This is a genomic window from Eggerthella lenta DSM 2243 (assembly GCF_000024265.1).
GTDB classification, from domain to species: Bacteria; Actinomycetota; Coriobacteriia; order Coriobacteriales; family Eggerthellaceae; genus Eggerthella; species Eggerthella lenta.
On the sequence record NC_013204.1, the window covers coordinates 2,775,423 to 2,796,404 of the forward strand.

At 65.1% G+C, this 20,982-nt stretch carries 20 protein-coding genes; 2 read left to right on the top strand and 18 right to left on the bottom strand.

Features of this window, described 5'->3' with window-relative positions:
• Positions 1 to 299: 299 nt before the first annotated feature.
• The 8 genes from ELEN_RS11835 to ELEN_RS16540 form a co-directional block, all read right to left on the bottom strand.
• A complete protein-coding gene (locus ELEN_RS11835) occupies positions 300 to 650 on the bottom strand; it encodes a HepT-like ribonuclease domain-containing protein (RefSeq protein WP_009305059.1) in 351 nt (116 codons plus the stop codon).
• Positions 637 to 939, bottom strand: coding sequence for a nucleotidyltransferase family protein (locus tag ELEN_RS11840; RefSeq protein ID WP_009305060.1), 303 nt, complete (start codon positions 937 to 939; stop codon positions 637 to 639). The genes ELEN_RS11835 and ELEN_RS11840 overlap by 14 nt, the downstream gene beginning before the upstream one ends.
• A gap of 146 nt (positions 940 to 1,085) precedes the next feature.
• Entirely contained in the window at positions 1,086 to 3,524 is a 2,439-nt protein-coding gene (pheT, locus tag ELEN_RS11845; RefSeq protein WP_015761114.1) for a phenylalanine--tRNA ligase subunit beta, read from the bottom strand.
• Between the two features lie 190 nt (positions 3,525 to 3,714).
• Positions 3,715 to 4,776, bottom strand: coding sequence for a phenylalanine--tRNA ligase subunit alpha (pheS, locus tag ELEN_RS11850; RefSeq protein ID WP_009305062.1), 1,062 nt, complete (start codon positions 4,774 to 4,776; stop codon positions 3,715 to 3,717).
• 436 nt (positions 4,777 to 5,212) lie between these two features.
• Positions 5,213 to 6,388 carry a coiled-coil domain-containing protein gene (locus tag ELEN_RS11855; RefSeq protein WP_015761116.1) on the bottom strand — a complete coding sequence of 392 codons (1,176 nt, stop codon included), beginning with the start codon at positions 6,386 to 6,388 and terminating at the stop codon, positions 5,213 to 5,215.
• Positions 6,385 to 7,530: a serine hydrolase gene (locus ELEN_RS11860; protein ID WP_015761117.1), complete on the bottom strand. Its 1,146-nt coding sequence runs from the start codon at positions 7,528 to 7,530 to the stop codon at positions 6,385 to 6,387. Before ELEN_RS11860 ends, ELEN_RS11855 begins: the two co-directional genes overlap by 4 nt.
• A gap of 157 nt (positions 7,531 to 7,687) precedes the next feature.
• The gene (locus ELEN_RS11865; protein ID WP_015761118.1) at positions 7,688 to 8,248 is read right to left on the bottom strand and encodes a hypothetical protein; all 561 of its coding nucleotides are present in this window, start codon (positions 8,246 to 8,248) and stop codon (positions 7,688 to 7,690) included.
• Entirely contained in the window at positions 8,245 to 8,547 is a 303-nt protein-coding gene (locus tag ELEN_RS16540; RefSeq protein ID WP_229061463.1) for a helix-turn-helix transcriptional regulator, read from the bottom strand. Before ELEN_RS16540 ends, ELEN_RS11865 begins: the two co-directional genes overlap by 4 nt.
• A gap of 516 nt (positions 8,548 to 9,063) precedes the next feature.
• Between ELEN_RS16540 and ELEN_RS11875 the strand changes: the two genes are divergently transcribed.
• Entirely contained in the window at positions 9,064 to 9,705 is a 642-nt protein-coding gene (locus ELEN_RS11875; RefSeq protein WP_015761120.1) for a GNAT family N-acetyltransferase, read from the top strand.
• 10 nt (positions 9,706 to 9,715) lie between these two features.
• The gene (locus ELEN_RS11880; protein ID WP_009305066.1) at positions 9,716 to 10,657 is read left to right on the top strand and encodes a helix-turn-helix transcriptional regulator; all 942 of its coding nucleotides are present in this window, start codon (positions 9,716 to 9,718) and stop codon (positions 10,655 to 10,657) included.
• Here the strand turns inward: ELEN_RS11880 and ELEN_RS11885 are convergent.
• The 10 genes from ELEN_RS11885 to nrfD (ELEN_RS11930) form a co-directional block, all read right to left on the bottom strand.
• Positions 10,615 to 11,319, bottom strand: a complete 705-nt coding sequence (locus ELEN_RS11885) for a TorD/DmsD family molecular chaperone (RefSeq protein WP_015761121.1) — start codon at positions 11,317 to 11,319, stop codon at positions 10,615 to 10,617. The two genes, ELEN_RS11880 and ELEN_RS11885, sit on opposite strands and share 43 nt — an antisense overlap.
• A gap of 2 nt (positions 11,320 to 11,321) precedes the next feature.
• Positions 11,322 to 12,650, bottom strand: a complete 1,329-nt coding sequence (locus tag ELEN_RS11890; RefSeq protein WP_233946873.1) for a radical SAM protein — start codon at positions 12,648 to 12,650, stop codon at positions 11,322 to 11,324.
• On the bottom strand, positions 12,610 to 13,086 hold the full coding sequence (locus tag ELEN_RS11895; protein WP_049760230.1) for a DUF4405 domain-containing protein: 477 nt from the start codon (positions 13,084 to 13,086) through the stop codon (positions 12,610 to 12,612). Before ELEN_RS11895 ends, ELEN_RS11890 begins: the two co-directional genes overlap by 41 nt.
• Positions 13,087 to 13,111: 25 nt before the next feature.
• Positions 13,112 to 13,468 (bottom strand): hypothetical protein, encoded by a 357-nt coding sequence (locus ELEN_RS11900; protein WP_015761124.1) that lies wholly within the window; start codon positions 13,466 to 13,468, stop codon positions 13,112 to 13,114.
• 75 nt (positions 13,469 to 13,543) lie between these two features.
• Positions 13,544 to 14,770 carry an NrfD/PsrC family molybdoenzyme membrane anchor subunit gene (gene nrfD / locus ELEN_RS11905; RefSeq protein WP_015761125.1) on the bottom strand — a complete coding sequence of 409 codons (1,227 nt, stop codon included), beginning with the start codon at positions 14,768 to 14,770 and terminating at the stop codon, positions 13,544 to 13,546.
• 11 nt (positions 14,771 to 14,781) lie between these two features.
• Complete coding sequence (locus ELEN_RS11910; protein WP_015761126.1) at positions 14,782 to 15,405, bottom strand: 4Fe-4S dicluster domain-containing protein; 624 nt, start codon at positions 15,403 to 15,405, stop codon at positions 14,782 to 14,784.
• Complete coding sequence (locus tag ELEN_RS11915; RefSeq protein WP_015761127.1) at positions 15,405 to 17,870, bottom strand: molybdopterin-containing oxidoreductase family protein; 2,466 nt, start codon at positions 17,868 to 17,870, stop codon at positions 15,405 to 15,407. Before ELEN_RS11915 ends, ELEN_RS11910 begins: the two co-directional genes overlap by 1 nt.
• A gap of 457 nt (positions 17,871 to 18,327) precedes the next feature.
• Positions 18,328 to 19,332: a slipin family protein gene (locus ELEN_RS11920; RefSeq protein WP_015761128.1), complete on the bottom strand. Its 1,005-nt coding sequence runs from the start codon at positions 19,330 to 19,332 to the stop codon at positions 18,328 to 18,330.
• 33 nt (positions 19,333 to 19,365) lie between these two features.
• A complete protein-coding gene (locus tag ELEN_RS11925; protein ID WP_009608997.1) occupies positions 19,366 to 19,761 on the bottom strand; it encodes a GntR family transcriptional regulator in 396 nt (131 codons plus the stop codon).
• A gap of 13 nt (positions 19,762 to 19,774) precedes the next feature.
• Positions 19,775 to 20,758, bottom strand: coding sequence for an NrfD/PsrC family molybdoenzyme membrane anchor subunit (nrfD, locus tag ELEN_RS11930; protein WP_015761129.1), 984 nt, complete (start codon positions 20,756 to 20,758; stop codon positions 19,775 to 19,777).
• Positions 20,759 to 20,982 lie beyond the last annotated feature (224 nt).

Sequence of the window (20,982 nt, forward strand, 5' to 3'; positions counted from 1 at the left end):
GCCGCCCCTTTCGCCGTCCGCATAATTGTCGTACGGCGGCGCCGCACGCAGGTGTGCGTCCGTTGACGAACCGGTAACGGGATTGCGCTATACTGGGGAAACGGAACCGACGAGGAAAGGACGCCCCCATGCGCCAATCCAACCGAACGTCCCTTCTGACGACTAGCCTCGCCTTCGCGTTCGCGCTCGGTATAGCATCGTTTTCCGGATGCAGCGGGAGCGATCTCCCCGTCGAGCCTGAAACGCACGAACCCTGATCGAAGCGCTTGCAATCATGGGGATGTAAGGCAGATACCGCGCTAGTCTTCGAGCAACCGCAGGCACAATTCCCGCAGGGCGGGAATGCTTGTTATAGCTGTTTCCCAAACAATCGCAGGCTTCAATTTTGCATAACCATGGGCGATTCGATTGCGCATGCCATATGCCTGAACCCACATATCCGAAGGATAGAGTTCCTGCAAAGCATCGAGGTATCCGCCTCCGCCGATCAGTTCCCCGATCTGAAATATCGGCATCAGCAAAAGATCGAGATGGTCGTCGTTCAGGCACACGCTTTCTCTGGACATCGAGTAGCGCGCGATTCGGTCGGATACGATATCGCAAAGCGGCACCATCAGTTCGATGCATTCGATCGCTTCAGGATTTCTCATAGATGAGCTTTCTGTCTCGCTCGTAGCGCTCGCGCGCACGCGGGTAAAACGAATCGTCCCCGCACACCACGTCGACCGGCACCCCCAACGCCTCTTCAAGATGGCTGCCGAAGCCTCCAAGGGAAAAGAGCGTGAACCCGTCGTCAGGCTCAATGCACAGATCCACATCAGATGCCGCATCCGCATCGCCGCGCGCGTGCGAACCGAACAGGTACGCTTTCACAACTCCGTAACCAGGAGCAATAGAGCGCACAGCCGAAGCGATGGTATGTTGGTCGAGCACTTTCATGGCATTAGTATACCACCGCCATCGACATGCCGACCACCCGCCGGCCCCCTGCGTCCCCGTCGTTGCTGGACGGGACGCAGGGACAGCACGGGCGAGCCTGCGCTCGGGATGGCAACCCGAGCGCCAGCCGCGCCTGGAGGGCGGACCTACCCGCGGACTTCGGCGCCGGTGGCGCTGGACACCTTCTTGACCAGGCGCTCGTGAGCCTTGTCGACCTCCTCGCTGGTGAGCGTGCGGTCGGCGGCGCGGTACGTGAGCGCGTAGGCCATGGACTTCTTGCCCGCGCCCACGCGCGCCTCGTCGCGGTACACGTCGAACAGGCGCACGTCCTCCAAGAGCTTGCCGCCCGCCGAGGTCATGCACTGCACGAGGCGCTCGTGGGTGACGCCCTCGTCCACGACGAACGCCACGTCCATGGACACGGCCGGGAACGTGGGCACGTCCACGTAGTCGCGTGCGGGGCGCGCCGACTTCGCGAGAGCGTCCACGTCAAGCTCGAACGCCACGACGGGCGCCGTCGCGTCGAAGGCGTCCACGGCCAGCGGGTGCAGCTCGCCCACCCAGCCCAGCTCGGTGCCGCCCGACAGCACCGCGGCCGCGCGGCCCGGCTGCAAATGCGGGGCCTCGTCGGCCGAGAGCGCCTTGAAGCGCAGCTTCGGCAGCGCCAGCTCGCGCGCGAGGTTCTCAATCGCGCCCTTGCCGTCGAAGAAGTCGAACGCGGCCGGAGCGCTGTTCCAACCGGCATCGCCCATGGCGCCCGCCATGACGCCGGCCAGACGGCGGCGCTCCTTCGGCTGGCTCTTGCCCTCGTGCGCGAAGAACACGGCGCCCATCTCGTAAAGCTGCACGTTCTTCACGCCGCGGCTCTGGTTGTAGGCGACGCTGCGCATGAGGCCGGGAACGATGCTCTGGCGCATGACGGACTGGTCGGCGTTCAGCGGGTTGATGAGCTCCACCGGACGCCCCAGCCCCTCGTGGCTCATGCGCAGGCGGTCGAGGTCGCCCGGCTCGGCGAACGAGTAGGTCATCGTCTCGTTGAGGCCGCTCGCACACATGGTGCGATGGATGATGTCGGACACGTGCTCCAGCTGCGAGCGCGTGCCGTAACGGCCGCGGCCGCCCGGCAGCGTGGCCGGGATGCGGTCCATGCCCCAGAGGCGCACCACTTCCTCGTACAGGTCGATCTCGCGCTCCAGGTCCGGGCGGAACGTCGGTGCCGTCACGGACAGCACGTCGGCGTCGTCGGCATCGGACACCTCGCAACCCAGGCGGCTGAGGATGTCGACGACCTCCTCGCGCGGGATCTCGGCGCCCATCATCGCGCAGAAGCGCGGCACGCGGAACTCCAGGTCGATAGGATCGGTCTTCTCCAGCCACACGTCCACCATGCCGGGGCACACCGAGCCGCCCGACACCTCGGCGATGAGCGCGGCGGCCATGTCGGCGTTGAGGGCCACCGGGTTGTCGTCCACCCCGCGCTCGTAGCGCATGGACGACTCGCTGATCAGGCCCAGGTTGCGGCTCGTGCGGCTGGTGTGCGCGCGATCGAACGCGGCGGCCTCCAGCAGCACCGTGGTGGTAGCCTCGGTGACCTCGGTCTCGAGGCCGCCCATGACGCCGGCCAACGCCACGGCGCGCTCGGGCGTGGCGATGACGGTCATGTCGGGCACGAGCTGGCGGTCTTCGCCGTCGAGCGTGGTGAACCGCTCGCCCTCGGCCGCCGGGCGCACCACGATGTGCGCCTTGCCGTCCGCGCCTGCCAGCTTGTCGAAGTCGAACGCGTGCAGCGGCTGGCCCAGCAGGAACAGGATGTAGTTCGTCACGTCCACGATGTTGTTGATGGAGCGGGCGCCCGCGGCGGCCACGCGCTCGGCCAGCCAGTCGGGGCTCGGGCCCACCTGCACGCCCTTGATGACGCGCGCCGTGTAGCGGCAGCAGCGGGACGCGTCGGCGATTTCCACGCTCACCTGGTCGGACGCAGGGGTCGCGTCGGCGTCCTCCACGAGGTCGATCTGCGGGCGCTTCACGTCGGTGCGGTACATCGCGCCCACCTCGCGCGCCATGCCCGCCATGCTGAGGCAGTCGGGGCGGTTCGGCGTGACCTCGAGGTCGAGCACCGTGTCGGACAGCTTGAGGTAGTCGGCGATGGGCATGCCCACCGGCGCGTCCTCGGGCAGGATCCAGATGCCCTCGTGGTTGCTGCCCATACCCAGCTCGCGCTGCGAGCAGCACATGCCGCAGCTAGTGATGCCGCGCAGCTTGGACTTCTTGATCTTGAAGTCGCCGGGCAGCACCGCGCCGATGGTGGCCACCGGCACCTTGATCCCCTGCGCGATGTTCGGCGCGCCGCACACGATCTGCACCGGCTCGCCCGCGCCCACGTCCACGGTGACCACGTGCATGTGGTCGCTGTCGGGATGCTGCTCGCACGTCTCCACGTAGCCCACGACCACGCCGTCGAACGCGTCGCCCGTCTTCTCGACCGCCTCCACGCCCGTGCCCGTCAAATCAAGCCGGTCGCAGAACGCCTTCACGTCCGAAGGCACGTCCACATACTCAGACAACCATTTCAAAGAAACCTTCATCAGCTCTTCCTCTTTCCACCAAGCCCCCGTCTGACTGAATACCGCAACTCGGATCCGAGCTAGCCAGCAGACGCAGCGCAACAACGTCAACAGTGCGAAGGGACGCTTGGCGAGGTCCACCAAGCGAGTTTCGCAGCGCAGCGAGGACTGTCTGAGCGACTGGGCCTCGCCAAGCGTCCCGCCAGAAACCCTAGAACTGCCGCAAGAAGCGCATGTCGCCTTCGACCAGCATGCGCAGGTCGGGCACGTTGTACTTCAGGCAGGCGATGCGCTCCACCCCCATGCCGAACGCGAAGCCGGAATACTTCTCCGGATCGATGCCCGACATGGAAAGCACGTTCGGGTCCACCATGCCGCAGCCGAGGATCTCCAGCCAGCCGGTGCCCTTGCAGAAGCGGCAGCCCTCGCCGTGGCAGATGCCGCAGCTCACGTCCACCTCGGCCGACGGCTCCGTGAACGGGAAGTAGTGGGCGCGGAACCGCGTCTTGCGCTCTTCGCCGAACATCTGCTTGCACAGGTAGTCGAGCGTGCCCTTGAGGTCGCCGAACGTGATGCCCTCGTCCACCACGAGGCCCTCGATCTGCGTGAACTGGGGCAGGTGGGACGGGTCGGCCACGTCGCGGCGGTACACCTTGCCGGGCGCGATCACGTAGATGGGCAGCTCGTTGTCCTCCATCGCGTGCACCTGCACGCCGGAGGTCTGGGTGCGCAGCAGCACGTCGGACTCGCCGCGCACGGCCGCCTGCGCGCCGGAAAGGTCGCGCACATAGAACGTGTCGGCCAGGCTGCGGCTGGGGTGGTCGGCCGGGGCGTTCAACGCCTCGAAGTTGTAGTAGTCGGTCTCCACCTCGGGGCCCGTGGCCACCGTGTAGCCCAGGCCGAGGAAGATCTCGGAAATCTCGTCGGTGATGCGGTTGATGAGGTGGCGCGTGCCCACCTGCTGCGAGCGACCCGGCAGCGTCACGTCCACGGCGGCCGCGTCGATGGCGGCGGCCAGCTCGGATGCGGCCAGCTCCTCCTTGCGCGCGGCCAGCGCGCCTTCGACGGCGGCGCGCACCTCGTTCGCCGTCTTGCCCACGGCGGCGCGCTCCTCCTTCGCGATCTGCCCCATCTGGCGCAGGTACCCGGTCAGCGTGCCCGCCTTGCCCAGCACGCCGATGCGCACCTGCTCGAGCGCCGCGGTGTCGGCCGCCTGCGCGATCTGCGCGATGGTCTGCTCGCGCAGCGCCTCCAGTTCCTCCACGATTGCCATTCTGCCGTCCCTTTCCGTCTCTCGCCCCGCGCCGCCCGCCCGGCGGCGCATATGAAAAAGAGCCTTCTCTCGTCCTTGCTCCTGAGGGCATGCGCCCAAAGTCCAAGGACGAGAGAAGGCTCTCGCGGTACCACCTCGGTTGACGGCCGCGCCTGCGCGCGCCGCCCGCTCGTTCGCTCTGTGACGGGAGCTCCCGGCGCATCCTACTTAGCGTCTCGCGGGGCGGCGACCAGGGTCGCGCCTCTGCGTCCGCGTTCAAACGCGCTGCTCGGAAGGGAATCGTCGCGCTTGCTGCCCGGGAGCTTTCAGCCGGTGGCACCCGTCTCTGCCGGCAGCCGCGTTGCGCGGCGCTGTCTTCGTCATCGCATGTAACGATGCAGTTTAGCACATGAGCGCACGCCGTGCGGGAAATTTCACAAGGACGCGTCGCGGCGTTCTACAGGAAGCGGTAGTTGACCGTGCGCAGACCCCAGTCGAGGCACGACGAGAAGCCGAAGGCCTTCCATACGCCGGGCTGCAGGTCGAGAGATCGGCTGCCCCCGCCCATGCCACCGCAATCGTTTACGGTGGCCAGCACGGTTTGCCCGTTGTAGGAGATCTCGACGGTGCGGCCGAAATACGAGCGGAAGTTCGGCCATGACATCGGGATGGCCACGCCCATGGAGTTGTCGTCGCACACCGACCCGTTCGCCGTGGTGCCGGGGTTCGGCGTGTACGGATCGGTGGAACCGCCGTACGCGGACGCGATGCCGGTCGACCAGCTGATGCCGGGATCAGGAGCGGGACTTGGCGCCGGATCGGGATCGGGCGAGGGCTCGGGAGCCGGCGCCGGAGGGTTCGGATCGGGGTTCGGCTGGACCGGGGTGTTGGAATCGACCACGTCCTCGCGGCCGATGGTATCCGCATTCTCGTCGATGACCGGCCCGGTGGCGCCATCGGCAGCCGCCAGCTCCTCGGCCTTCTGCCTGAGCGCTTCCAAACGCGCGGCCTGGTCGCTTTGGGCGTTCGACAGCTTGGAGCTCGCCTGGGACAGCACGGTTTCGGCTTCCGCGCGCTTCGCTTCCAGCTCTTCGAGCTTCTTCTCCTGCTCGTCTTTCTGGAAGTTCAGGTCGTCGATGAGCTTCTCGTACTTCGCCGAGCGCTCTTTTTGTGCCTCCACCTCGTCGGCGTGGAACTGCATGATCGAATCGAGATAGGTGAGATTGCGTATAAGGTCGCTGAAGCTTCGCGCCTCCAGCACCATGGTCACGAGCGACTGCGACGCTCCCCCGTTGAGGTACTCGTGCACCGCCGTCTTGCCGAGAGCCGCGCGGCCTTCGATGACCGCCTGCTGGGCATCCATGGCCTGGGCCGATATCTCGTCGACGCGCGCTTGCAGCTCCTCGACGTCCTGCTTGAGGGCGTCGTAGTCGCCCGCGATGCTTTCCATATGCGCCTCGGCGTCGTCGAGCGTGGCCTGCGCATCGTCGACGGCCCTCTGCGCCTCTTCCGCTTCGTCTGCCCAGGCGCGCGAGAAGACCCCGCCGCCGAAAACGGTTCCGCCCGAACACAGAGCAAGCGCCAGAACTCCCGCGAGCATCGCGTTCGGTACGCTCCAGCGTGCGGATCTCATGCTACGCCTCCTTCGAACAGCAGGCGATCGTGCGCCGCCCCCAACGCGGACGCAAGATCGACGATCAGGTGCTCGTTGTCGGTGAAGTATTCGTCATCGTAATCAGCATCAGACATGATGGCGATTACGTAAACATCAGTATCGGTGACCACGAGGCCAGCATCGTTGAGCGCGCCCATGTCGTACCAGGGCGTATCGATCTCGTAGCCGGGCTTCGACAAAACACGACGGCCCTCGCCCAGTGCCGTGCGCAGAAACGACAGTTCAGTCTGCTGCAGCACGTCGGCGAGCCACGGCGCGTTGCCCTGGCCCTCGGCCACGTATGCGCCGACGTTCAGCCACATCTTCGCCAAGTCGCGCGGCGTGTAATAGGGATACCATTCGCCCTGCCAAGCGGCGGCGTCCACGTCGGCCGCAGCGCACCAAGCCTGGAAATCGTTCTGATCGAAGCGTTCGCGCAACAGCCCGTAACCGGTGTTGTCGGAATGCACGATGGTGTTGGCCATGACGGTTTGCAGGTCGTAGCGATCTATATCGTCCGACGACATGATTCCGGTACCGTCGAGGATGACGTCTTCGACCACCTCTTCATCAAGAGAGGCTCGGCCGCCGTCCACCATATCCTGCGACGCGAAAGCCACGAACGGTGCCTTGACCGTGCTGGCAGAGAAGAACCATTGATCGGCGTTGTACCCCACACCCTCGTGCGTGGTCAGGTCGTACATGACAAAGCCCACCTCGTAACCCGCATCGTGGTATGCCGCGATGGCGCCTTCCACATCGGAGATCTCGTCGGAGGACAGGGTGCGCGCGATGCCGGTCACCGAATTGAACAGGTTCACGTCTTCGGTGCCCGATGCGGCGTCGAGCGCTGTGCGCGCATCTTCGGCGACGGCGCGCGGGTCGACGACATCCCCGGATTGCGCTTGCGAGGCCGCAGCCTGTCCCGTCTGCGCAGTCGCTTCGGGGAGCGCGGCAACCACCTCGTCGGCCACGGCGACGGGATCCTCGGGTCGCACGGCGCTCGCAGCCATCGCGCACGCGCCGATGGCCAACACCGCCACGGCACCCACGATCACGCCCGCCACGAGGGCCGGCCGATGCTTCAACCGATGCTTGATCGTTTTGAGAATCCTTGCCACAACAGCCTTTCCGACGATTTCGCCTCGCCGCTTCGCGCTTCCGGGTCGTTCCGTCTGTGCAGTATTCCCTAACGAACAGGAGTATACAAGTACGCAACGGCCAAACAACATAGGAGCGCCACGGGGTCGTGCTAGTCGGAAGAGGCGCACGAAAGAGCTATTCGCCCAAGCGCATGTCAAGCTGCCTGCGGCGGCTTTGCGCGGATTTGAAAGCAACCCAAAACCCGAGCAGGAAAAGCGGTATCCCCGCCACGAGCGCGAACACGCTGCCGAACGCCACTGCTGGCCACATGATCTCCCCCGCGCCCAGCACTTGAAATTCCGCCAACACGCGCAGACCCGTCGTCAACACGTCCACGGCGACGGCGAAGGCGATCGAAGCGATCGCATAGTAGCCGATGGGGAACTGCTCGGCTTCGGCGAACCGGTTGTCGTCCCCGAACCCCTTGCGAACGAGAAGCACCATGCCGACGATCATCGTCAGCGCGAACCATCCGTACAGGAACAAGTCCGCCGACGTGAATTCCATACGCCCCGCGCCGTTCGCCAGCACGTCGCGCATGCACATCGCCTGTTTGAGCGACCAATCGTAGTACAAATACACGAGCACGCCGAACGAGAGCATGACGAAGCCGAGCTTGTACACGCGGTTGCTTTCCGCCTCTACGCGCTCGTCGACCGACCCGCGGTGCTCCCTCCATCGCTCAATGATCTTCATGTCGCACTCCCTTCTTCCCAAAAAAGGTCGTCGAGGGTGCATCCCAGCGTTTTACAGATGGCGATGCACAGTTTGAGCGTGGGATTGTAGCCGCCGGCTTCGATGAGGCCGATGGTCTGGCGGGTGGCACCAACCGCCGCGGCCAGGTCGGCCTGAGACAGATCGGCGGCCACGCGGGCGGCCTTCATGCGCAGGTTCTTCCCCGTTTCGGCGGGGGCGGTCGACGACGCGCCCGCGACCGGCGCAACGCCGGCCCTACGTCCGATGCCGCCGGAAGCCGCCCACGATACAGCGCTCATCCTGATCGTTTCCCTTTCGCGAATCCACTCGTTCTTTTCCATAACTATACGATCTATCTAACATAATGTCAAATATATATTGCATTTCGCGAAAGAGGGGTAGCAAGGAGATCCACCGGGAACCCAATCATGGCCGTTCGACAGCACGGATGAAACCTCTATGCTGCAAAATCGAGTTTTTGGCAGTCGACCCCCCCCCTTGCAACGATGGTTTCGTCACCGCGAGAAAAACGTGATCTGGGGTTTTGTCCGAACCTTTTTCGATGGAGAGCGCCCAGCGTGCCAAAACCTCGATTTTGCAGCATATAGATGAGCGAAATCGTGCCAGCGGGGCCAACAGGCGAACAGGGCGCAGCCATCCTTCTCCGAAGCACGCTCGACGCAGGTTCGATCGGAAGCCTCGAACGCGCCAAACGAGGGCGCGGACGCCGGTTGCATGCTCGTGGTAGTATGGGGACGCGGTTCTGCCCAGACCGTGCGCACCGCCTTCCCTTCCGGCACGAAAGGATCGAACCGATGGACTTCTCCCCTTGTGCGACCAGCGCGAACGTACGGATCGCGGCGCGCGGCGACGCGGAAGCCATGCGCGCGGTGTACGCGCCGTACGTCGAGACGCCTGTCACCTTCGACACCGTCGCGCCCTCGCGCGCCGAATTCGCCGCGCGCATGGCCGACGCGATGGCCGCCTATCCGTGCCTCGTCCTCGAGCAGGACGGGCGCGTCGTCGGGTTCGCGTACGCACACGCCCAAGCCAGCCGGGCGGCCTATCGGTGGAATGCGGAGCTCTCGGTGTACCTCGAACAAGGCGCGACCGGGGGCGGCCGGGGGCGCACGCTGTACGACGCGCTGCTGAAACTGCTGCGCGCGCAGGGTGTGAAAAGCGCATACGGCCTGGTAACCGTGCCGAACGAGGCAAGCGAGCGTCTGCACGCCGGCTGCGGGTTCCAGCGTTGCTGGGTGCAATCGCACGCCGGCTGGAAGGCGGGTTCGTGGCACGACGTGACCTGGTACGTGAAAGAGCTCGCCCCCTTCGACGACGACCCGGCGGATCCCGTTCCTTTCAGCGAACTGGCTCGCACGCGCCCCGACTTCGTGCAGCAGGTGCTTGACGAAGCGAACGCCGCGCTGGAAGCCAACGTCCCGACCGACTGCGCATAAGGACGAAGCCATGCAGCCTCAACGTCTGTTCGAAATCGTCTACCTGCTGATGGATCGCGGCACCGCCACCACGGGCGAGCTGGCGCGCAAGCTGGAGGTGTCCGAGCGCACCGTGCGCCGCGACATCGACGCGCTGTCGGCCGCGGGCGTGCCGGTGTACATGACGCGCGGCAAAGGCGGCGGCGTGCACCTCATGGACGGCTACGTGCTGGACCGCTCGGTGCTGAGCGAGCGAGAGCAGGACGACATCATGGCCGCGCTCTCCGCGCTCAACCGCACCGGGGCCAGCGACGATGCGAGCGACGAGACGGCCGTGCGCCTCGGCCGCCTATTCCAGCGCGAGAACGTGAACTGGCTGGACATGGATTTCTCGTTCTGGGGCGCGCCGCCGAACTACCGCGCCGCGTTCGACACCATCCGCGACGCCGCCATCGGGCGGCACCCGCTGTCGTTCGCCTACTTCGACGCCGAGGGCAACCGCACCGAGCGCACCGTGGAACCCGCCCAGCTTATGTTCAAGGAATCGTCGTGGTACCTGCGCGCATGGTGCCGCGAGCGGGATGCATGGCGCATGTTCAAGCTGTTCCGCATCGACTGGGAAACGTTGGATGTGCTGCCGGAAACGTTCGAAGCGCGCGAGCTGCCTGCACTTGATGAAGGCGGGCACATGAAAGGCGACGACGTGCTGGTGATGCGCTTCGCCGCGCAGGCCGAGTCGCGCGTCCGCGAGGAGTTCGCGCCCGAGACGATCGTGCGCGAGGCCGACGGCAGCTGGCTCGTGACCCTTACCTGCGACATCACCGAACGCACGCGCTACTATCTGCTGTCGTTCGGCCCTCTGCTGGAAGTGCTCGAGCCGCCCGACGTCCGCGCCTGGCTGTTCAAGCACGCCGAAGCCATGGCGCGCGCTTACGCTTCCGACGGCCAGTCGGCCAGCAGCGCCCCCAGGTAGGCCGCCGCCGCGCGGTAGAAGGGATGGCGCGCCTCGGCGGCCAGGCGCTCGGCGAAGGCTGGCATCCAGGCTTGGGCGTGTCCGGAGAGGAAGGTCTCGTAGGCGGCGGCCGGGCTCCCTCCGGGGAGGCCGGCGCCGTCCGGGGCGCCCTCGGAAGCCGGGGCTCCGGCCGCGCGCAGGGCCAGGCGCTCGAGGAGCTCGCACTCGGTCGCGACGTGGTCGAGGGGCTCGTTGGTGCCCTCGGGGCGGCCGAGGCCGCAGGAGCGCATGAAGCGCTCGACCTCCATGGAGCGGGGGTTCACGAACAAAAGCGGCTGCACCCCGTCGGCCTCCGCGGCCCACACGCCCTCGTAGGGCGGGCAGGCTGGCTCGGGCGCGCCGACGAACAGGCGCGTGGCCTCGGGTCGCAGGGCGCGCAGGAGCGCGTCGGCGCCCGCGGCGGCCTCGGCGCCGGCCGCGCGGGCGGCGGGAGGGCCTGCGGGATCGCCCGCCGCCGCGGGGACCTCCGCGGGCAGGCCCAGCGCGGCCAGGATCTCCCGCGCCGCCTCGTCCCACTCGCCGCCCGCCGCGGCTCCGGCCAGCTCCGCGCCCGGGTAGCGCAGGCTCAGCGCCGCGAGCTCCCAGGCGGCGGCGCGGGCTTGCCAGAGCTCTTCAACAGTCATCGTCATTCGCCTTTCACAGGTTCCAGTTTCAGCTCGCGGACGATGAAGCCATCCGCGGTTTCTTCCAGCACGTTGATCGATCGACACAATACGACGGGCAGCGCTTGCACGATAGGGATGTGACGCGGATGGAAAGCCAGGCTAAGGCCTTCGTCCTCAAGCGAGAACGCGCCGACGCCGCACGCCTCCAGCGCGTGCCGCGCCAAGGAGACGTCGCCGTCGAACACTTTCACCGTTTTCAGGAAGAAATCGTGCGGATCGCGCTCGTACACTCCCGCATCGACGGAGCAAGCGCCGTTTTGAACGCAAATCTGATCGCGGTGCTTGTTCTCGAGCGAGCAGTAATGCACGCCAAGGGACAACCCCTCGTCGAGCGCGTACTCCAACAACTCCAAGCACAGGAGCTCGCTGCCCGCCAGCGGCAGACCGCCTGCGTAGCCGTAGTCGTACAGCACGGGAAACGGCGGGTTCTTCACCGAAAAGCCGCGGCGCTCGAACTCGTCCCAAGCTCCCATGGGGTAGCAGAACTCAAGAAGGTTGATGCCGAACGCGCCGACTTGATCAAGACGATCCAGCAGACGACGCATCGCCTCGCCCGTGCCCGGTATCACGGGCATCTCCATCATCACCTGCGGGATGAAGCGCTTCGCACGGGCAAGCACGTCGACGGCATCATCGATGATCTCATCGGCGCGATCGACGTCGAAAACGTCCAGCTTGATGCTCATGCGCAGCTCGTCGAGCCCGGCGTCGCGCAAGCGATCGAGCAGCGGTTCGTCAAGGAAATCGCCGGCGGTGTACAACCTGATATGGGCACGCGGAAAGCGCTGGCGAACGTAAGCGCAGAACATCACGGACTCGTCGGCATGAAGCAAAGGCTCGCCCCCCGTCAGCCCCACATGGGTGACCTCGCCGCCGCACGCATCGGCGAACGCATCGACCTCGTCGCGCCACGCATCGTTCACGCGCAGACGATCGGCATAGTCGGCCTGGTTGGCGTTGAAGCAGAAATAACAAGATCGATTGCATGCGAGCGACAGGAAGAACGTCTTGCTCCCCCGTCCTCCCGTGCAGGCCACGCACGCCGACGACAGGTTGCCGCAGACGACGCCTGCATCGCCGTTGCGGAACTGCGCGCCCTTCTCCCGCAGCCGATCCTTCGCCGCGCGGGCCGCATCCGCATCCGCATCGCGCGGCGCGATGCGGATGCCCCAATCGACAAGCCGAGCAAGATAATCGGCTTCGATGGCGGCATATTCGTCAAGCCACGCGCGCAGCGTGGGCCTCGCCTCAAACAGATCGGCGCTCATCGTCGAAACCTCCGTCGTCATGCGCGGCGGCCTTTGCAACGCCGCGCCGTTTCAGCAGATTGTACAGCGAACCCGCATGCACGGCCATATGCACGAGAAGAAGCGCGAACAGCGCCTTCGCCGCCGCGGCATGCAGAGGCGACCACGTATAATACCCCTCGGCATACAGGCCGAACGCCTGCAGCACCGCGCCCGACATGCCCAATCCCGACACGAAGACGGTCGAGAGCGCCACGAGCAACGCGGCATCGAGCGCCAAACGCCCGCAGCTCCGCAGACGCGCCCCGCGGGCGCATCGCGGAAGGGCGCGCGCGACCCGATCGACATGCTGCGCGCAATGGACGAAAACGGGCGCCAGCAAGGCCAAACCAAACCATTCGTGCGCAGGCACGCCCGTCAACGAGGGAAGCGCTGCAAGCGCATAAGCCAGAAACGCCGAGAAATCAACAACGAGCATCCGCTTCACCAGGTCACTTCCCCTCTTAAAGCTTTCGCACGATCAGAACAAGCAGCCCGACGAGTGCGACCGGCGCCAAGATCCAGAGGTTCAAGCTGGCATCGGACGCGCGGTGATAGCGCGTCGCCAGCGTGTCCCACGCATGGCACTCGACGCTGGCGCAGCCCGCCTCGGGACAGGCCATCTCGTGCACGCCATCCGGCTCGGGCACATCGCCGAAACCATGGCACGACCCCGACGCGCACCCGACGACCGGGCAAGGCGAGTGGGGCTCGATAGGCCGGGGAAGCCCCACCGCCGGACTCGCAGCCGCAACAGCCCCGAACACGACGACCCCCGCGAAAAAGAACGTCGCCAAGGTGATGATCGCTTTCCTCAGCATCTCGTTCGCCACCCCTCCATGTCGCACGGCGGGGCGCCCGATGGTTCGGGCGCCCCGCCGAAAAACGGATCGTATCTAGTGCGAACGCTCGGTCGGCTTCAACGGGAGAAACTTGAGGCCCAGCAGCAGCATGAGCGCGCCCAGCCCGAAAACGCCCAGCACGACGCCGAATTCGAGCATCGACGGAAAGTACACCATCGATCCGCCTGCGCTCTGCAGAGCCGCACCCGCATCCGTAAGAGCCGGACCGGACACGACGGCGGGCATATCGAGGTTCGGGATCTGGAAACCGCCCACCAGCAGCTGCACGCGCTTGCAGAAGATGCCCACGATGGCCAGCACCGCCGCAATCACGATAAGCGGGTTCGTGCGCAGCTTCGGCACGAAGGCGATGACCGCAGTGACGGCGCACCCTACGACTTCGATCCAGAAGAAAGGAGCGAGCGGACCCGTGGTCAGCATGGCGACGACCTCCGCCCCCGATCCGGCCGGGAAGCCCTCGGTCAGCAAGTCGCAACCGAAGAAGTACAAATCCACCATCACGAACACCCCGAGGAGCTTAAGCATCTTGACGACATGCTCCTGCGCAAGCTCCAGGTAACCAGCCTTGCGCAGCGCGATGACCACGACGAGCACGAGCGCCACGCCGCACACCAGAGCCGACGACACGAACCAGGGGCCCAGAAGCGCGGTATGCCACATCTCGCGACCCTGCTGCAAACCGAAGATCCAAGCGGTGACCGAGTGAACGAGCACGGCGCACACCAGAGCGATGGCGGACACCACGCGCAAAGCAGCGGCAGAGCCCTTGCCGCCCTCGAAGCGCAGCATAGCCCACAAATACACGACGGACAGGATCAGGTACGTGCCCAGCACGATGATGTCCCACATCAAAGGCGAGCCGAGATTGGAGTACACGAACAGCTCCCAAAGGCGCAGCGGCTGGCCGAGGTCGATCACGACGAAGCCGATCGCCAGCACCGTGCAGCAGATGGAGGTCCACACGGCGATCTTCGACACGCCGCCGAAACCCTCCATGCCGAACACGCGCGGAGCGCTCGAGACGATAAGGCCGCCGGCGGACAGACCGACGAGGAACATGAACATCGTGATGTAAAGCCCCCACGAGTCCAGATTGCGCATGTTGGTGTTCACCATGCCGCTGGTCAGCTGAAATGCCCACAAAGCCAAACCGCCGACGGTGAGAATGGCCGCCACCACGATGGCGACAGCAACCCCTTTGCCGCCGAATCCGGCAGCGGAAACCTTGGCGGACTTCTCCGCCGATACGTTCTCAGACATGATCAATCCCCTTACACGAGGTAGTACACGGATGGCTTCGTGCCTTCGCTGGCCAGCAGCTGCTCGTAGGAGCGCTCTTTGACAAGCTTCGACACCTCCGAATCCGGATCGTCGAAGTCACCGAAGTGACGGGCGCGAGCCGGGCACAACTCCATGCATGCCGGCACCTCCTCACGGGCAAGGCGCTGGTAGCAGAAGGTGCATTTCTCGACCACATGCTTCTGGTGCTTCGGGACGTCTGCATCGCCGACAGCATGGTCGACGGGGTACTTCGGCTCCTCCCAGTTGAACGAGCGTACGCCCGTGTACGGGCAAGCCGCCATGCACATACGGCAGCCGATGCACTTGTCGTAGTCCTGACGCACGACGCCCGTCTCGGGATCTTTGTAGGTTGCCCCCACAGGGCACACCTTCGTGCAAGTCGGGTTCTCGCAATGCTGGCAGCCTACAGTGATATAGCGCATCGACACGTCAGGGAAGACGCCGGCCGGCGTGTCGATCTCGTCGCCGCCCTCCGTGAGGACCCGGGTCCACCAATTAGTCTCGGGAAGGTTGTTTGTTATCTTGCAGTTCACGGAGCAGGCGTTGCACCCCACGCATCGCTTCGTGTCGATGACCATGCCGTAGCGGGCCATTACCTCACACCCCCTTCGTACTTCTCGACTTCGCAGAGGAAGTCGTAGAAGGCGCTGTTCGAGCAGAAATCGTTCATGTACACATTCGTCAGATCCTGCGTATGCCCCTCGACAAACTGGCTAGCCTGGAAACCGTGCGGAATGGAGACGACTCCCGGCTTGATGCCCTCGGTCACACGCGCCTTGAGCACGGCATAGCCGTGATCGTTGTAGACGCGCACGTAGTCGCCCTGCTGGATTCCGCGCTCGGCGGCATCGGTCGCGTTGACCTTCAGCAACGGCTCGGGCTCGAGCTCGCGCATGACCGGCGTGTACGCCAGCTGCGAATGCACGTGATACTTGCTGTGCTCGCTGCATCCGAACAGCGGATACTTGTCGCGCAGCGGATTCTCCTCGTATGCCTCGTTCGCGTGCTCGTAGTAAGGCAGACGCTCGCAATCGGCGATCTTCTGCCCGAAGTTGTTGCGCGGCGTGGGCTTCTCGAGGTAGTACTTCAAACGCTGCGCCTCGGCGCTGCCGAACTTCGGCACCATACGCGACTCGGTGTAAGAAGCATCGCGAACCAGCTTGCCCGTCTTGAGCTCGTCGAACGTGCAGCCCTGCTTGACGTTGGCCTCGGTATCGATGACTTCCTTCAAGAAATCATCGTCCGATTTCGGGTAGATGTCCATGCCCATCTTCGCGGTCACCAGACGCATGATCTCCAGATCGGTCTTGCATTCGTACAGAGGGTCGAGCACTTTCTGGGTGAACGTGGGATACGGCACCGAGCACACCGGGTCGAAATCCTGCACCTCGAACGAATGGGGCACCGGCAAAAGGATATCGGCCCACTGCGCAGTGTCGGTCATGTTGACGTCTGCGCACACCACGAAGTCGATCTTCTTGACAGCGTCGATGAGGTCTTGACGGCCCGACTCGCAGGACAGCATGTTGCCGTTGCAGCACCACAGAACGCGAATCTCGAGATCCTGCCCCGCCCACTTTTTCTCCTCCATGACCTTCGGGAGGTACATGCCGCAGAAGCTGGCACCGGGAGTTCCCAACATGTAGGCTTTCACGTTGTAGCCCACCATGCCCGTCGATGGGCTGCCGCAGATGGAAGCGCCCGGCTTGCCGGCGTTGCCGGTCAGAGCCGCGAGGAACGCGAGGTTCTTGAAGTTGTGATGGGAGTTCGCATGGTGTCCGAGTCCCTGGAACGTCATGACGTACACGGGGCCTTCGGTGGCATACACGCGGGCCAGTTCCTCGATCTGCTCCTTCGGGAGGTCGCAAATGTCCGCAGCCCTCTCGACGGTGTATTCGGAAATGCTCTCCTTGACAACTTGGTAGACCGGTTTCACGGCGAAACCCTGCACCTCGAACGATCCTTCGATGGCGGGCTTCTGCGCGGCATCGGCGGTCGCAGGTGCGCCGGCAGCCTCGTCCCACACCGCAACCGGATCGATCACGGTGGGCTTGCCCGTGCGCGGATCGACCGGTCCCTCGGTGGCAGGCGTGCCCAGATCGCTCATGTGAAGGTACGTGCCGTCCTCCTTCACCAAGAACGGAGACACCGTGCTGCTTCGCATGAATTCTTCGTCCATCAAGCCGTTCTCGATAATATGATTGGCCATGGCCAGCATGAGCGCGCCGTCGGTGCCCGGCCGGACGGGAACGTAGACGTCGGAGTGCATGGCCGACGCGGTGAACTGCGGGTCGATGGTGATGAGCTTTGCGCCCTTCTCGCGCGCATCGCACACGAACTGCCACGCATGCACGTACGCTTCCGCCGGATTGCCGCCCCACGAGATAATGGTCTTGGCGTTGGCGGCATCCACGAAGTCGTTGCCCGAAATCCCCAGCAGCGTCGACTGCTCATGCTGCTGCGCCGTATCGGCACCGGCTCCCAGTACCGAGCCCCCGACGGCCGTGATGAAGCGACCGTAGGCAACGGACATGTAGCCTGCCATCGCACCGTTCAGAACGCCGTACGAACCATACGAGGACCAAACGGCAACCGACGTGCCACCGTAATCTTTGATAGCCGCGCCCATCTTCTCCGCGATGGTGCTAACAGCCTCGTCCCAGCTGATGCGCTCCCACTCGCCCGCTCCGCGCTCCCCGACGCGCTTCATGGGGTACTTGAGCCGGTCGGTATCGTACACGCGCTGCGGCTGGCTGAACCCCTTCACGCAGAAGCGCTTGCGGACGGCATCCTCGCCGGGCATATCCATGGGACGGGCTTTGACCACCTTGCCCTCGCGCACCGTCACCTCCAAGGGGCAGCGGCTACCGCAGTTGCCGCGGCATGCGCTCCTGAACGTCTGCTCGCCATCGGCGGATGAACTTCCCTCCGCATTCGCCGGCATCGGCGCCAGCGCAGCGCCCGTGCCTGCGACAGCCGCGACGGCCGTGACGGCACCCGTCGTCTTCAGGAAGCCTCTACGCGTGAGTCCGCCGAGCGGGCTCTTCGTCTCAGACATGTCTCCTCCTCCATTCATGTTGCAGAATGCCTGGGGATCATCGTAAGAAGGTGAGTGTTCCGCGTACGGGTATCCCCCTCCGGCTGCATGGGTGCGCGTGCGCTCCAATACAGGTTCCGATATTCCCCCTCATATCAGAATCGGCCGATTCCTTCTTGTCATAGTCTGCCATATGTCACTATGATTATCAATAATAATGTATGACAGGATATGACAGGAAGTTATACTATTTTGAGGATATAGAGGTTGAACTGGGAGTATAAAGGGTTATCATGGAGGTTATGGCATGAGAGCCGACTGCGGCATTCGGCCGCAGCCTAGCTCATATAGTAGCCAAAATCGGCGCGTTTCGCACCTTTGGCTCGCATGTTGGCCGCTGCCGAAGAGGCCACTGGCCTGAAGCCCTTCAACCAAGGAGCTCCTTTGCGCACTTAGGAGACGCCGCTCGAAGCCCGCGCTACTCCCCCGCTGCGGGCCTTCCCGCGGTCGCCGCACCCCCGGCTTCAGGCGCGAAGCCCTCGCTGAAGGCGCTGGGGATGACCAGCGTGCCGCCCGACTGCTCGACGCTTTCGTAGGCCAGATGCATCGTGCGCAGCTTCATGGCGTCCTGATCGCCGGCGTACACTTCGGAGGCATCTTTCAGCATCTCGGAGATGTCCTTCTCGGCCTCGGCCAGCACCATGCGGGCGTTCTTCTTGCGCTCGGCCACGGCCTCCATGGCCATGGCCTCCTGCAGCTCTTTCGGCACGACGATGTCGCGCACCTCCACGTCGATGATGTCGATGCCCCAGGGGCTGAGCTTCTCCTCGATGGCGTCTTTCAGCTCGGCGTCCAGCTGGTCGCGTCGCATAGCCACCTCGGCCACGGTGGCGCGCCCGATGGCCTTGCGCATGGCCGTCTGGGCCACCCAGGCCACGGCGGCCGAGTAGTCCTCCACCTCCACGCACGCCTTCTTGGCGCTAAACACCATCCAGAACAGCACGGCATCCACGTTGATGGGCACGAGATCGCTCGTGAGCGTCTCCTCGGCGCCGAAGTACGTGGTTGCCACGCGCTGATCGATGCGCAACGTGTAGAACTCGATGATGGGCCAGGTGAACACGAGGCCGGGGCCCGCCACGCGGTTGAACTTGCCGAAGCGCAGCACCACCGCCTTCTCCCACTCCAACACGATGTGCACCGACGAGGATGCCAGCCACCCGACGATGGCCGCACTTACGAGGGCGACGAGGCCGATCTCCGCGAACGCCGCCTGCGCCGCCGCCAGCACGATGCCGAACGCCAGCACGAACACCACCACGGCGAACACGACGGCTCCGTTGCGCGAGGCGCGGCTGCGGTTGGTCACCGAGCGGATGCCGTCGGGGGCGCCGCGGCCGTCGGAATACGCGGGCATGGCGCCCGTCGAGAACCCCGTCGGCCCGACGCCCGCTTCCGCGCCTGCTCGCTTGTCGCGTTTCATCGTTCGATCTCCCTTCGCGTTCGGGCGCGGCCTTTAGCCTGCGTCCCGCTTGGTTTTCGCTTCGTTCAAGCTGAGCGCGAACTGCTGCTCGATGTCCTCCAGCGACATGCCCAGCTCGAAGCAGCGCTTGAGGTACTCGCTCGTGACGATCTCGGCCGTGGACGAGATGCTGACGCCCGGCTTGTCGGACACATCGAGGACAAACGCGCCCTGGCGGCGTTTGGACTGGATGTAGCCGTCCTGCTCGAGGCTCATGTACACCTTGCTCACCGTGTTGTAGTTCACCTCGACGTCCGCGGCGAGGCCGCGCACGGTGGGCAGCTGGTCGCCCGGCTTGTAGTACCCCGAGGTGATGAGGTAGATGAACCGGTTCTTCAGCTGCAGCCAGATGGGGATGCTGCTCTTCTCGTTTATCTCGAATAGGGCCACGTGTCCGTTCTTTCTATTCCAATCGAAGTTCGAGCCCGGTCGGCTCGCCTTCGAACGTTTGCTCCGCCGCCGCGCCTTCCAGCGCGAGCTCGCGATGCGACCCCGCCTCGGCCAGGGCGGTGCGCATGCTGAACCCGCCCACCAGCACGAGCACGGTCGCCACGGCCAGCCCCGTTCGGCACGCCTCGGAGAAGGAGCCGCGCGCTGACAGCACGCCTTCCACCGCCAGCGGCACGACGAGCCCGCACAGCGCGAAGCCCACCCACCACCACAAAGCCAAGTCGCCCTCCGCAAGACGCTGGGCGGACGCGACCGCCCCCGGATGGTCGTCGGCGAGCGCGAACGCGACGAACAGCGCCGCGGCCGCGGCCTCCAGCACGACGATCAGGGCGTCGACGCGCGCGAGCATGCGGAAAAGCCATGCGGTGCCCGCGTCCGCCGGCGCGAAGTACGCCGCCAGCAGAAGCGCAGCCATGCCGCAGGAAAGCGACGACAGCAGGAACAGCACGGGCACAAGCGGAGAGCTCCACAAGGCCACCGCGCCCGTGTTCTGCAGCAGCAAACCGGTGTACAGCATGACCACGACGGCCACGACCGCAGCCGCGGCCTCGACGGCTCGGACCGCTCCGCGCGGCACGCTGGGCAGATAGGCGAACCGCACGGCCACCAGCAGCGCCGCGCATGCCGCCAGCCCCGCGAGCGCGTAGGTGCCCACCGTGAGAAACGAGAGCGAGGGCCGCAGCAAGAGCGAGGCGACGCGATCGATGCGCCCCAGGTCGAACAGCAAGAACAGCATGCCGAGCGCGAGCGCCGCGAACCCGGCGAGCATGCCGACGGCCACCGTGCGCTCAAGCGGCGTCGCCTCCCCGATGCCGATGCGCGATGTATGCCCGAACGGGGCCTTCACCCACACGAGGTCGAGGATCGACGCAACCGCGATAGCGCCCGCGCCCGCGCCGCCGAGGAACAGATAGCCCACCGCCAAAACGCTGAACATCGTCCCCCTCCTTCGCCTTCCGCGCGCCCGAGCGCTTTTGCGCTGGGGTCAGTATCGCACAAAACGGAAGCGTTTGATATGACAACGTGTCATACGCGGGGCGGGTCGCGCCAGTCGGCGGCCGCCCTTCCCCGCTGCGTGCCGGGCGCATGGCGAAGCCCTGACAGGTTCCGCACAAAAAGCGGCCGCGCGCCGGGATTACGGACCTCCCCGGCCATACTTGG